At 68.9% G+C, this 12,566-nt stretch carries 11 protein-coding genes; 6 read left to right on the plus strand and 5 right to left on the minus strand.

Features of this window, described 5'->3' with window-relative positions; all coding sequences use genetic code 11:
• Positions 1-149: 149 nt before the first annotated feature.
• The 3 genes from H9656_RS11740 to H9656_RS11750 all read right to left on the minus strand — a co-directional run bounded on the left by H9656_RS11740 (position 150) and on the right by H9656_RS11750 (position 3,775).
• Positions 150-1,655, minus strand: coding sequence for a DEAD/DEAH box helicase (locus H9656_RS11740; RefSeq protein ID WP_404821568.1), 1,506 nt, complete (start codon positions 1,653-1,655; stop codon positions 150-152).
• A gap of 268 nt (positions 1,656-1,923) precedes the next feature.
• Complete coding sequence (locus tag H9656_RS11745; RefSeq protein WP_191744454.1) at positions 1,924-2,574, minus strand: DUF1345 domain-containing protein; 651 nt, start codon at positions 2,572-2,574, stop codon at positions 1,924-1,926.
• Between the two features lie 61 nt (positions 2,575-2,635).
• Positions 2,636-3,775, minus strand: a complete 1,140-nt coding sequence (locus H9656_RS11750; protein WP_191744455.1) for an aromatic ring-hydroxylating oxygenase subunit alpha — start codon at positions 3,773-3,775, stop codon at positions 2,636-2,638.
• Positions 3,776-3,884: 109 nt separating this feature from the next.
• Here H9656_RS11750 and H9656_RS11755 point away from each other — a divergent pair, with 109 nt between their 5' ends.
• From H9656_RS11755 to H9656_RS11765, 3 genes are all read left to right on the plus strand, one after another.
• Positions 3,885-4,823, plus strand: a complete 939-nt coding sequence (locus H9656_RS11755) for an alpha/beta fold hydrolase (protein WP_225212502.1) — start codon at positions 3,885-3,887, stop codon at positions 4,821-4,823.
• A complete protein-coding gene (locus H9656_RS11760) occupies positions 4,820-5,440 on the plus strand; it encodes a class I SAM-dependent methyltransferase (RefSeq protein ID WP_191744457.1) in 621 nt (206 codons plus the stop codon). The genes H9656_RS11755 and H9656_RS11760 overlap by 4 nt, the downstream gene beginning before the upstream one ends.
• 83 nt (positions 5,441-5,523) lie before the next feature.
• Positions 5,524-7,596, plus strand: a complete 2,073-nt coding sequence (locus H9656_RS11765) for a transglycosylase domain-containing protein (RefSeq protein ID WP_191744458.1) — start codon at positions 5,524-5,526, stop codon at positions 7,594-7,596.
• 75 nt (positions 7,597-7,671) lie between these two features.
• On the opposite strand, the gene H9656_RS11770 is transcribed toward H9656_RS11765, so the two are convergent.
• Positions 7,672-8,226 carry an ActR/PrrA/RegA family redox response regulator transcription factor gene (locus H9656_RS11770; RefSeq protein ID WP_191744459.1) on the minus strand — a complete coding sequence of 185 codons (555 nt, stop codon included), beginning with the start codon at positions 8,224-8,226 and terminating at the stop codon, positions 7,672-7,674.
• Positions 8,227-8,295: 69 nt separating this feature from the next.
• Positions 8,296-9,795 carry an ActS/PrrB/RegB family redox-sensitive histidine kinase gene (locus H9656_RS11775; protein ID WP_191744460.1) on the minus strand — a complete coding sequence of 500 codons (1,500 nt, stop codon included), beginning with the start codon at positions 9,793-9,795 and terminating at the stop codon, positions 8,296-8,298.
• Between the two features lie 91 nt (positions 9,796-9,886).
• On the opposite strand from H9656_RS11775, the gene H9656_RS11780 reads away from it, so the two are divergent.
• The 3 genes from H9656_RS11780 to H9656_RS11790 all read left to right on the plus strand — a co-directional run bounded on the left by H9656_RS11780 (position 9,887) and on the right by H9656_RS11790 (position 12,565).
• Positions 9,887-10,507 (plus strand): SCO family protein, encoded by a 621-nt coding sequence (locus H9656_RS11780; protein WP_191744461.1) that lies wholly within the window; start codon positions 9,887-9,889, stop codon positions 10,505-10,507.
• A 98-nt stretch (positions 10,508-10,605) separates the two neighbouring features.
• Positions 10,606-11,886, plus strand: coding sequence for a polyhydroxyalkanoate depolymerase (locus H9656_RS11785; protein ID WP_191744462.1), 1,281 nt, complete (start codon positions 10,606-10,608; stop codon positions 11,884-11,886).
• On the plus strand, positions 11,852-12,565 hold the full coding sequence (locus tag H9656_RS11790) for a M48 family metallopeptidase (protein ID WP_191744463.1): 714 nt from the start codon (positions 11,852-11,854) through the stop codon (positions 12,563-12,565). The genes H9656_RS11785 and H9656_RS11790 overlap by 35 nt, the downstream gene beginning before the upstream one ends.
• The last annotated feature ends 1 nt before the right edge of the window (position 12,566 follow it).

The following is a 12,566-nucleotide window of genomic DNA, read 5'->3' on the forward strand; positions in this document are numbered from 1 at the left end:
CGCCGTTTTTTTATCCTCCCGATGCAATGAGGAGGTGGATCGGTCGCGGCAGCGAACGCGACGGAGGGGCCGCTTGGTTCCGCTGACGGTCAGGCCCCTCCACCACTTCGTGGTCCCCCTCCCCACAAAGTGGGGAGGAAAAAGCTGCCTCAGCCTTGAGCGCCGTGGCCCTTGCCGCCGTTCGACGGGCGGCGACGGCGCGGACGGCGCTGCAGCTCGCCGACCGGCTTGGGCTCGGCCGCAGGCGCGGCGCGCACCGACGAGCGGGCGCGGTCGCCCGCCATCGGATCATAGGCGACCGCCGGACGCTCGGCCGCAGGCGCGCCGTTGCGGCCGCGACGCTGGCGGTGCGGCTGACCGCCGCCCTCCTGCTTGACGCCTTCGCGGTGCGGGTTGCGACCGCCGCGGCCCCGTCCCCCTCGGCCTTCGCCGTCCGAGCGACCCTCGCGCTCGGGGAGCGTCGCCTTCTTGGCCACGCCCGCCGCCATGATGGAGGCGTCCAGCTGGGCCAGGGCCTTGTCGTTGCGACGGTCGATCGCGGGGATCTTCTGGCGCGTGACCTTCTCGATGTCCTTCAGCAGCTTCATCTCGTCGCCGGCGACGAAGCTGATGGCCGTGCCGTCCTTGCCCGCGCGGGCCGTACGGCCGATGCGGTGGACATAGGCTTCCGGCACATAGGGCAGCTCGAAGTTCACCACGTGGGTGACCTTGTCCACGTCGATGCCGCGCGCGGCGATGTCGGTGGCGACCAGGACGCGCAGCTTGCCGTTCTTGAAGGCTTCAAGCGCGCGCTCGCGCTGGGGCTGGCTCTTATTGCCGTGGATGGCCCCGGCCTCGACGCCGCCGGCCTCCAGATAGGCCGCGACCTTGTCGGCGCCGTGCTTGGTCTTGGTGAAGACCAGGCAGCGCGTATAGGCGGGATCAGAGAACAGCTCGGTCAGCAGGGCGCGCTTCTTGCCCTGTTCGACCCAGATCACCGACTGCTTGATGCGCTCGACCGTGGTGGCTTGCGGCGTGACCTGGACCTTGACCGGATCCTTCAGCAGCTCGCCCGCCAGCTTGCCGATCTCCGACGGCATGGTGGCCGAGAAGAACAGGTTCTGGCGCTTGGCCGGAATGCGGCTGACGATCTGGCGGATCGGCTTGATGAAGCCCAGGTCCAGCATCTGGTCGGCCTCGTCCAGGACGAAGATTTCCGTCTGAGACAGGTCCAGCGTCTTTTGCTGGATATGGTCCAGCAGGCGGCCGGGCGCGGCCACCAGCACGTCGAGACCCTGTTGCAGGGCGCGTTCCTGCGGGCCGTACTTCACGCCGCCGAAGATCACGGCCACGCGGAAGCCCAGGTGGGCGCCGTATTGCTTGAAGCTGTCGGCGATCTGGGTCGCCAGTTCGCGCGTGGGGCTCAGGATCAGGGCGCGGGTGGTGCGCGGCTTGGGCGCCACGCGGTTCTCGGCCAGGCGATGCAGGATCGGCAGGGCGAAGGCCGCCGTCTTGCCGGTGCCGGTCTGAGCGATGCCCAGCAGGTCCTTGCCCTTCATCACGTCGGGGATGGACTTGGCCTGGATCGGCGTCGGCTTCTCATAGCCGGTCGCGGCCAGGGCGGTCAGCAGAGCCTTGTTCAGGCCCATCGATTCAAAAGTAAGAGTGTCGCTCACGTCTGTCTTTCACGAACGGCGGCGCGCGCGTCTGGACGAACCAGACCTTCACAAAAGGGCGCACGTCGCCTGCCCGAAATCGGGCGGGGAACGGGCGCCGCCCCGCGTGTATGGACGACGTATGAAATCGAATGATCCGGCCGCTCGACAGACAGGTCTTCCGGTGAGGGAAGCCCAACACGCGCTGGAACGCGCCGGTCACCGCATTGTGCGATGCAGCGCAAATGGCCTTCAATAGCGGCCAAGTCAAGGCGAAGCCGGCAAAAGCCTACAACAGGCTGACCGCCAGATTGACGGCCAGGGCCAGGATCACCGTGTTGAACAGCCAGGCCACGATGCTGTGGACGGTGGCGATGCGGCGCAGGCGCTGGCTGGAAATCTGCACGTCGGCGGTCTGGTTCGCCACGCCGATGATCAGGGCGAAATGCAGGAAGTCCCAATAGTCGGCGTCTTCCTCTCCCGGAAACATCAGGCCCTGTCGGTCGCCATCGCCGGCTTCGGCGGGCGCATAGAATTCATGGGCGTAATGCAAGGTGAAGATCGTCTGCACGAACAGCCAGCTCAGGGCGATGGTGGCGACGGTCAGCGCCGCCGCCGCCGCCGTCGGCTTACCGCCCGACGCCGCCATGAAGACGATGACGAAGACGCTGGCCCCCGCCGCCAGCAGGCTGAGCGGCAGCACCGCCCCGCCCGCCTGGTCCAGTTCCGCCGACCGCGCGCGGATCATCGCCACCGATCGCGTTCGGCTCAACCGCAGGAAGGTCAACAACAGAAAGGCCGCTACGCCGGCGTCCCACGCGACCGCCAGCCGCGTCGGCCAGCCCCAGGCGGCCGGCGCAAGGGCGCTCGCGACCGCCATCACCGCCATGCCCAACCACAGGGCGAGATGCAGACGAAAGAGGTGCGCGACCGGCTTCATGAGCGCATGATTGCGCCGTTCCGCCCGGAACGGCCAGCGTTCCTCCGGTCGACCTTCGCCGTCAGCTCTTCCAGCGCAGCACCGTCTCCTTGATCGGATTGACGAAGGCGCGGCCCTCGGCGCGGCTCTTCAGCCATTCGCGCTTCAGCTGCTGATACCATTTGGCCTGTCTGTCGGCGTCGTCGATCCAGATCAGGGCCGGGTCGTATTTCAGCCCTTCGTTCTGCAGGTTCACCATGCCGCCGTCCTGCTTCAGGAAGGCGACGACCCCCATCCGGAGGAAGGGCTTGGCGATGCCGAACACCCAGTGGTCGGACCAGAAGATCTGGGTGATGCGGGTCTTGGTCTCGCTCACCGGCGTCAGGCAGGTCAGGGCCAGCACCTGCTTGGCGCCCACCTGGATATGCTCCCAGCGATAGCCCGGCAGGCGGAAGGTGATCTCGGTCGCGGGCGCCCCGCCCAGCACCTTGTACAGACGGCTGTTCGAGGACGGGGCATGGCGCACCATCGCCCAGCCGAAGTCGACCGGAGCGAAGGTCTTGGCCTTCTCGTGCATCGAATGTTCGGACCGCCACCACCACTGTTGGTGGACGTAAGGGCCGTGCGCGGGGTCCATGAGACCGACGACGGCGTGGTCGATATGGCTGTCGAAATCCATCGCCTCGACCAGGCGCGGCTGGCCCACCGCGCCGGGGAACAGCGGCGGCTCCTGGTCGGGCTCGGACGGGTTGCGCGCGTCGGCCGCCATCCAGACGAAGACCATGCCCTGGCTCTCGCGCACCGGATATGACCGGACCTTGATGCGCTCAGCCTCGAACGCCTGATCCTCGACCAGCGACGGGATGGCCGCGCACACGCCATCGGGCCGGAAGCGCCAGCCGTGATAGGGGCATTCGATCGTCTCGCCCTCGCCCGGCTTCTCGACCAGCCGCCCGGCCGACAAGGGCGCGGCGCGGTGAGGGCAGATGTCGCGCAGGCCATAGACCTCGCCCGCGCGGGTGCGGCCGATCAGGACCGGCTCGCCCATGATCTCATAGCGCTTCAGGCTGGCGACCGGCACGTCGCGCGCCAGGGCGACGAAATACCAGGCGTCGGTGATGAAGCCCTTGCCGAAAGCGGTCGGCGGTGCGGGCGGCGGCGCCTCTCTCGCGTAGGATGCGGGCGGTGACGACTGGACGGGATCGGCGGCGACTGTCTTCATGTCGCCTCTCTACCAGAGCGACGCGGCCTCTGTCGTCACAGACCTCACAGAGCACTTTACATTACAAAGTAGATGCGTCAGCATGGCGGCATCAAAGGGGAGATACGTCTTGTTCAGCACCGCCTTCGCCGCCGCCCTCCTGCTCAGCGTCGCCCACCCCGCCGTGGCCCAGGACGGTCATGTCAACCACTCCGCCGCGCACGGTCAGCAGCACGCGGCCTTCGCGTCCGACCGGCTGCACGTCCGCATCGACGGTCCGGAGGGTGCTCCGGACCTAATCCTCATTCCCGGCCTGTCGTCCTCACCCGCCATCTGGCAGTCAGCGGTGGATCACCTTGGCGGGCGCTATCGCGTGCACCGCATCCACATCGCCGGTTTCGCCGGCGCCGCAGCCGATGGCAACGCCCAGGGCGACGCGCCCCAGCCAGTCGCCGCCCCCGTGGCCGAGGAAATCGCCCGCTACATCCGTGAACAGGGACTGCAGCAGCCGGCCGTCGTCGGCCATTCGATGGGCGGGACCGTGGGCATGATGTTGGCGGCTCGCCATCCGGACCTGGTGGGCAAGCTGATGGTCGTCGACATGATCCCCTTCATGGGCGCCATGTTCGGCGCGCCAGGAACCACAGCCGAAAGCGTGGCCCCCGTCGCCGACCAGATCTGGGCCGCCCAGGCCAGCAGCCCGCGCGAAGCCTACGTCGCCCAGGCGACCACCGCCATCAACGGCATGATCAATACTGAAAGCCGCCGCGAAGAGGCGCTGAAGGACATGCGAGGCAGCGACCAGAAGGTGTCGGCCGCCGCCTTCCGCGAACTTGTGACCACGGACCTGCGGCCCGAACTGGCCAAGATCACCGCCCCGACCGAGGTGCTCTACGTCAAATTCAACGACGCCCGCATGACCGACGCCATCACCGACGCCATCTATCAGATGTCGTTTGCGACCCTGCCCGGCGCCAAGCTGAAGCGCATCGACGACAGCGCCCACTTCATCATGTTCGATCAGCCTGACGCCTTCCATGGCGCGCTGGACGCCTTCCTGGCCCAATGAGCCATCCGGCTGCGGATCGGATCGTCGGCCTCTATCAGGACAAGGCGGCCGACTGGATTCGCGACCGGGGCGTCGCTCTGCGCCAGGATGAAGCCGTCGGGAACGAAGCCGCCTGGCTGGAGCGCTTCACGCAGGGCTGGCCGCACCACGCCCGCGTGCTGGATGTCGGCTGCGGCTCGGGTTGGCCCGTGGCCGCCGCCTTGCTGGAGCGCGGGTTCGATGTCGTCGGCCTCGACGCCTCGCCGGGCCTGATCGCCCATGCCCGCGAGACCCTGCCCGGCGGCGACTGGCGGATCGGCGACATGCGCGCCCAGTTGCCGGACGAGGCTTTTCACGGCGTGCTGGCCTGGCACAGCCTGTTTCACCTGACGCCCGAGGCGCAGACTTCGGTCCTGCCGGCCTTGGCTGCGCGCGTGAGCCCGCGCGGCCGGTTGATGTTCACCGCCGGTCCCGCTCACGGCGAGGCCATCGGCGAGTGGCGCGGCGAAGCCCTCTATCACGGCAGCCTGGCCCCCGAGGCGTATCGCGCCGCGCTGACCCAGGCCGGACTGGTGGTTGAGAACGGCGGCGGGAACGGCGTCTGGCTGGCCCGCCGCGCCATTCTTTCGGCGAAATAGGCGCACACGCTGGCGTGATCGAAAACGGGGGCGTTTTCGCCAGCGACAGGAACGGCTAGGGTTCGCGTCGCTGGCATAGAGGGATGTTCATGGCGCGTAACGACCGCGGACCCGACCGCAACGAGCAGGGTGGAGCACGCCCGCGCCGAACCGTCGTCGGCCGCCTGTTCTACTGGGGCGCGGTGCTCGCCGTCTGGGGCCTGATCTTCGCCGTGGTCTTCCTGGCCGTGTTTGCGCGCGACCTGCCGGACACCTCCAGCCTGTATGAGGTCGATCGCCAGCCGTCGATCACCTATCTGGACCGCTCCGGAGCCTTGATCGCCGTGCGCGGCACCCAGATGGCGCCGCCGGTCGATATGGACGCCCTGCCCGACTACGTGCCGGCCGCCTTCGTGGCGATCGAGGACCGGCGCTTCTATCACCACCCCGGCTTCGACCCGATCGGCATGAGCCGGGCCATGGCGGCGAATCTGAAGGCCGGGCGCGTCGTCCAGGGCGGCTCGACCATCACCCAGCAGCTGGCCAAGAACCTGTTCCTGACGCCCGATCAGAACATGAAGCGCAAGGTACAGGAGTTGATCCTGGCCGTGTGGCTGGAGATGAAATTCTCCAAGAAGGAGATTCTCTCCCTCTATCTGAACCGCGTCTATTTCGGCGCCGGCGCCTATGGCATCGAATCCGCCTCGCAGCGCTATTTCGACAAGAGCGCCGACAAGCTGACGGTGGGCGAAGCCGCCCTGCTGGCGGGCCTGCTGAAGGCGCCCTCGCGCTATTCGCCCGTGTCCGAGAGCGAACGCGCCGCCGGGCGCGCCAACGTCGTGCTGAACGAAATGGTCGAGGTCGGCGCCATCACCCCGGCTCAGCGCGACGCCGCGGTGGCCGAGCCAGTGCGGGTGTCCAAGACCCTGGCCAGCCAGCATGCCCAATACTTCGTCGACTGGCTGGACAAGCAGATCCGCGGCCTGGTCGGCGAACCGACCGAGGACATGGTGGTCGAGACCACCCTCGACCTGGTCCTGCAAACCGACGCCGAGCGCGCCGTCCGCCGCATCCTGGACCGCGACAAAGGCAAGGGCGTCGAGCAGGCGGCCCTGGTCGCGCTGGACGGCGACGGCCGCGTGCGCGCCATGATCGGCGGCGCTTCCTATGGCGACAGCCAGTTCAACCGCGCCGTCGATGCGCGGCGCCAGTCCGGCTCGGCCTGGAAACCCTTCGTCTACCTCGCGGCTGTCGAAGCGGGCTACACGCCCGAAACCCCCGTCGTGGATCAGCCCGTCACCATCGGCGGCTGGTCGCCGCGCAATTACTCCGGCCGCTTCTCCGGTCAAATGACCTTGGCCCAGGCCGTGGCCCAGTCGACCAACACCGTCGCCGCCTATGTGGCCGATCAGGTCGGACGCGACAGCGTGGCCCGCGCCGCGCGCCGCCTGGGCATCACCAGCGAAATCGGCCTGCAGCCGTCCATGGCGCTCGGCGCCGTCGAGGTCAGCCCGCTGGAGATGGCCCAGGCCTTTGACGCCTTCGCCAACGGCGGCCGCCGGGTCGACGCCTATGGCATCAGCCGCATCCGCACCCCGTCCGGCCGCGTGATCTACACCCACGGCCCGTCGGAAGGCGGCCAGGCCATTCACAACCCGTCGCTCTACTACATGAACCAGATGCTGCGCGGGGTCGTCACCTCGGGCAGCGGCCGCTCGGCCGCGATCGGCGGGCGCGACATCGCCGGCAAGACCGGCACCACCTCGGATTACAAGGACGCCTGGTTCGTGGGCTACACCGGCGGCTTCGTCGCGGCGGTCTGGGTCGGCAAGGACGACAACAAGCCGATGAACCGCGTCACCGGCGGCGCGGCCCCCGCCGCCATCTGGCGCGGCTTCATGGAGGCGGCCCTGCCCAAGCTGGCGGTCCAGGCCATTCCCAACGGTCCGCCCCTGCCCGAAGGCTGGATCCCGCCCGATCCGGTCGGCGATCTGATGGGTCAGGTCGAGGACCCTTACGCCACCGCCACGCCCTACGACGCCCCGCCGCCGGTGATCATCGACGGCCAGGGCCCGCTACCAGCCCAGCCGCAGCAGCCGCCGGCGCCGCGCGCAGCCCCGCCGCAGGCGCCCCCCGCGCCACAGCAGGAACGTCGCCCGGACGCGCTGTTCTTCTGACCCAGGGGCAGGCGCTCACGCCGCGAGCGACCGCGTCGCGAGCATAGCGCGCAATCAGACCGCGATAGGCTGCGCCTATCGCGGGGCGCGCTTGGCCAGGATGCGTTGCAGGGTGCGGCGGTGCATGCCCAGGCGGCGCGCCGTCTCGGACACGTTGTGGTCGCACAGTTCATAGACGCGCTGGATATGCTCCCAGCGCACCCGGTCGGCGGACATGGGGTTTTCAGGCGGCTCAGGCGCTTCGCCGGTCGACAGCAGGGCCTTGACCACGTCGTCGGCGTCAGCCGGCTTCTGCAGATAGTCGACCGCGCCCGCCTTGACCGCCGCCACGGCCGTGGCGATGGCGCCGTAGCCGGTCAGCATGACGATGCGGGCGTCCTCGCGCCGCTCGCGGATCATTTCGACCACCTTCAGGCCGTTGCCGTCCTCCAGCCGCATGTCCAGAACCGCGAAGGCGGGGACAGACTGGCGCAGGGCGTCGTTGGCCTCGGCCACAGAACCGGCGACGGTGACCGCGAACCCGCGCGTCTCCAACGCCCGGCCCAAACGGGTGCGCAAGGCCTGATCGTCATCCAGCAACAGCAGGGACTTGTCGTTCAGGGCGGCGATCTGGGTCTCGAGTTCGGACATGAAATTCTCCTGCGGTTCAGGTCGTGCGTCAACGACGCAGGGTCAAGAGCCAAGCTCGCAAGTGCGACATCAGGTTCCGCCGCCATCCATTGCCGAGGCGGTGACCTCCAACGCCTGGCGGGCCCATCGCACCGAGACGAGAGCCCCGCCGGGTTGCCCCTTGGCGGGCGCGCCCGCGCCGACCGAAACCTTGGCGCCTGTGCGTTCCAGCAGGGTGCGGGCGATGAAGAAGCCCAGCCCCATGCCGCCCTGGCTGGGGGCGATAGGGGCGGTGACCGGCGGCGGCGGCGCGCGCCGTCCCCGCCGCGCCGGGCTGGACGCCGAGGCGATCTGCGCCGCCAGGGCGCGGCGCGCCTTGGCCTGCGGACGGCTGGTCACATAGGGCTCGCCCAGACGCGGCAGGATTTCGGACGAGAAGCCGGGACCGTCGTCGACGATGTCGATCTCGATCCACCCGGCGTCAACCACCGCCGTCAGCTGCACTCGCGCCGTGGCGAAGTCGGCGGCGTTCTCGACCAGGGTGGACAGGCCGTGGACGATCTCGGGCAGCCGGCGCACGCGCGGCGCGGCCTGTCCCGGCGGCACCTTCAGGCTGATGTCGAAATCCAGATCGAAGCCCCGATGCGGCTGCGCCACCTCTTCCAGCAGAGCCTTCAGGTCGATGTCGGCGAACAGGGCGTCGCCTTCCTGCGGCTGGGCCGACAGCTGTTTCAGGATGGCGCGGCAACGCTCGGCCTGTTGCAGGATCAGGCTGGCGTCCTCGGCGGCCGGGCTGCCGGGGGCGGCGTCGCGCAGCATCTCCTTGGCGACGACCTGTATCGTGGCCAACGGCGTGCCCAACTCATGGGCGGCGGCGGCGGCCAGGCCGCCCAGGGCCGCCAGCCTCTGCTCGCGCTGCAGCACGTCCTGCGTGGTCGCCAGAGCCAGCTCCAGCTTGTCGGCGTCGGCCGCCACCTTCCAGGCGTAGCCGGCGGTGAACAGCACCCCGGTCACCAGCGCCAGGCCCAATCCCAGACGGTAGAGGCCCGGCAGCTCCAGATGCTCATGCAGCCGCCACGGCAGGGGCAGGGACCAGGAGAACAGGAAGCCCACCGCGATCAGGGCCATCACGCCCAGGATGACGGCCTGACGCGCCGGCAGGGCCGCCGCCGCGATGGTCACCGGCGCGACCAGCAGCAGGCAGAACGGGTTGGCCAGCCCCCCCGTCAGGGCCAGCAAGGTCGCCAGCTGCAGGATGTCGAAACCCAGCTGGGCGGCGGTTCTCGGCCCGTCCGGCAGGCTGCCGTCGATACGGCCCGCCCGCGCCATCGTGGCCAGGTTCATCGCCACGCCCGCGCCGATCACCGTCAGGCACTCCCATAACGGCAAGGGGAAGTGCAGGGCGAAATAGGCGGTCAGGATGGCGCAGGTCTGGCCGATCACCGCCAGCCACCGCAGCACGATCAGGGTGCGCAGCGACAGGCCGCGCCCGCGCCGAGGCAGTTCGGGCAGACCGGCCAGCTCGCCGCCCGCCTGAGCCAGGAGGTGCAGCGGGGCGTGCGGCGGTATGGGGGCTTCTGTAGGGCTCACCCCTCTTCTATAGACCGGGCGAGGGGCGGCTGCACGGTACGCCGTGTCGCGCCCGCCCATGATCCGCGTCGTTCTCGCCTGAGGAGAGGCCATGCCCCGCCGTCCCGTCATCCTGTTCGCCGCCGCCTGCGCGGTCATCGCCCTGGCGCTGGGCCTGATCACCATGGTGGTCGTCGGCGGTCGGCAGCAGGCGGCCCAGACGACGGACTCGGCGACGGGCCAGCCCCTGGTCGGCGGCCCGTTCACCCTGACCAATCAGGACGGCCAGGTCGTCGATGAGAAGATTCTGGAGGGCAAGTGGAGCCTGGTCTTCTTCGGCTTCACCTACTGCCCCGACTACTGCCCGACCACGCTCGGCGTGCTGAACGCCGTGCAGGAACGGATGGGCGACAAGGCCAAGGACCTGCAGATCGTCTTCATCAGCATCGACCCCGCGCGCGACACGCCGCAGATGCTGAAGGACTATCTGTCGTCGGACGGTTTCCCCGACGGCGTCATCGGCCTGACCGGCACGCCGGAACAGGTGGCCCAGGTCGCCAAGGAATACCGCGCCTTCTATCAGAAGGTCGGCGAGGGCGAGGGGTACACCATGAACCACGGCCTGACCGTCTATCTGATGGGGCCGGACGGGAAGTTCCGCAGCGCCGTCGCCCACGATCTGGGGCCCAGCCGCACCGCCACCCTGATCGAGAACGCGATGGAGAAGGGCTGATCACCTTTGCCTGAACGCGGCGCGCTCGGTCTTTTTTGCAGCGCATCATTCTGTATGATCAGCGTTCCGCATCGGCGGGGGGCCGCAGTCGGGGTTTCATGCTCTACGCTTTTCACGAGCTCGCCTATCATTCGGCGACTCCGTTTCGGATCGGGGCCCAGATGGCCCGCCAGTTCTGGACCTCTCCGCTCAATCCGGCCTCGGACACGGCGATCGGCCGCACCGCCTATGCCGCCGCCGAGGTGTTCGAAAGCCTGACGCGCCGCTACGGTAAGCCCGACTGGGGCCTGGCGACGATCGAGATCGACGGCCAGCCCGTGCGCACGACCGAACAGGTGGTGTGGTCCTCGCCCTGGTGCCGCCTGGTGCGCTTCGCCCGCAACATCGGCGACCTGAAACGCGCGGGCAAACCTGCTGCAGCGCCCGCCGTGGTGATGGTGGCCCCGCTGTCGGGCCACTACGCCACCCTGCTGCGCGGCACGGTCGAAACCTTCCTTCAGGACCACGACGTCTATGTCACCGACTGGGCCAACGCCCGCCAGGTGCCGATGCTGGAAGGGCGTTTCGACTTCAACGACTACATCGACCACGTGCGCGACATGCTGGCCGCCGTCGGGCCGCGCGCCCATGTCGTCGGCGTCTGTCAGCCGGGGCCGCCCGTGCTGGCCGCCTGCGCCGTGATGGCCGCCGAGGACGACCCGAACCGCCCCGCCTCCATGACCTTCATGGGCTCGCCCATCGACGCGCGGCTGTCGCCGACCGTGACGAACCAGCTGGCGGAGGAAAAGCCCTTCACCTGGTTCAAGTCGAACATGATCCACACCGTGCCCCTGCCCTATCCGGGCGCCGGGCGACGGGTTTATCCGGGCTTTGTCCAGCTCTACAGCTTCATGTCGATGAACGAGGACAAGCACGTCGACGCCCATCGCCGCTATTTCGACGATCTGGTGGCGGGCGACGGCGACGGCGTGGAAAAGCACGAGCAGTTCTACGACGAGTATCTGTCGGTGCTGGACCTGACCGAGGAATTCTATCTTCAGACCATCGACATCGTCTTCCAGCAGCATCTGCTGCCGCGCGGCCTGCTTGAGCATCACCGCCAGACGGTGGATCTGACGGCCATCACCGACATCGGCCTGGCCACCATCGAGGGCGAGATGGACGACATCTCCGGCGTCGGCCAGACCCAGGCGGCCCACGGCCTGACGCCCAACATCCCCGACGACCGGCGGCTGCTCTACGTCCAGCCCAAGGTCGGCCACTACGGCGTCTTCAACGGCCGCCGTTTCCGCGAGGAGATTTATCCCCGCGTGCGCGATTTCATCGCCCAGAACGAAGCTCTCAGTGTCGTACCGGAACGGTCAGCGACTGCCGCTTGAGGGCGGCGGCGCCCTGCGGCTGTCGGTCAATCCGCGGGCCAGGCGGCTGTCGATCCGCATCGACGCCCGCGTCGGCGAGGCCGTGGCCGTGGCCCCCAGCGAGCGGCGCCTTGGCGAGGTCGTGGCCTTCGCCCGCACCAAGGCCGGATGGATCGCCGAACGGCTGGCCGCGCGGGTCGAGACTCTGGCGTTTGAGCCCGGCGCCGTCGTCACCTGGCTGGGCCGTCCGCTGCGGCTGGAGGCGAGCGGCGGCGCGGGCGCCGCGCGCCTGATCGAAACGGAGGAAGGGCCGGTGCTGCGCTCAGGCGGCGAGGGCGAGGCTTTCTCTCGCCGGATCGAGAACTGGTTCCGCCGGGCCGCGCGCGACTTCCTGACCGAACGCACCGAGGTCCACCTGAAGACGCTGGGTCAGGGGCCGGTGAGGGTGTCCATCGTCGACACCCGCTCGCGCTGGGGCTCGTGCAGCCCCCACAACCGCTCGATCCGCTACTCTTGGCGCGTCATCATGGCCCCGCCGGCCGTGGCCGACTACCTGGCCGCGCATGAGGTCGCCCACCTGGTCCACGCCGACCACAGCCCGGCCTATTGGGCCGTCGTGGCTCGACTGATCGGGGATCATCGCCCGCACCGCCGCTGGCTGCGCGATCATGGCGCGGCGCTCCACGCCGTGGGCGGATAGA

Origin of the sequence: Brevundimonas guildfordensis, assembly GCF_014836405.1 — a bacterium.
Taxonomy (GTDB): domain Bacteria; phylum Pseudomonadota; class Alphaproteobacteria; order Caulobacterales; family Caulobacteraceae; genus Brevundimonas; species Brevundimonas guildfordensis.

Excerpts from the sequence above, each read along its gene's own strand:
- H9656_RS11745 (WP_191744454.1), bottom strand. The coding sequence starts at position 2,574 with ATGAAGCCGGTCGCGCACCTCTTTCGTCTGCATCTCGCCCTGTGGTTG.
- H9656_RS11750 (WP_191744455.1), bottom strand. The coding sequence starts at position 3,775 with ATGAAGACAGTCGCCGCCGATCCCGTCCAGTCGTCACCGCCCGCATCC.
- H9656_RS11760 (WP_191744457.1), top strand. The coding sequence starts at position 4,820 with ATGAGCCATCCGGCTGCGGATCGGATCGTCGGCCTCTATCAGGACAAG.
- H9656_RS11765 (WP_191744458.1), top strand. The coding sequence starts at position 5,524 with ATGTTCATGGCGCGTAACGACCGCGGACCCGACCGCAACGAGCAGGGT.
- H9656_RS11770 (WP_191744459.1), bottom strand. The coding sequence starts at position 8,226 with ATGTCCGAACTCGAGACCCAGATCGCCGCCCTGAACGACAAGTCCCTG.
- H9656_RS11780 (WP_191744461.1), top strand. The coding sequence starts at position 9,887 with ATGCCCCGCCGTCCCGTCATCCTGTTCGCCGCCGCCTGCGCGGTCATC.
- H9656_RS11785 (WP_191744462.1), top strand. The coding sequence starts at position 10,606 with ATGCTCTACGCTTTTCACGAGCTCGCCTATCATTCGGCGACTCCGTTT.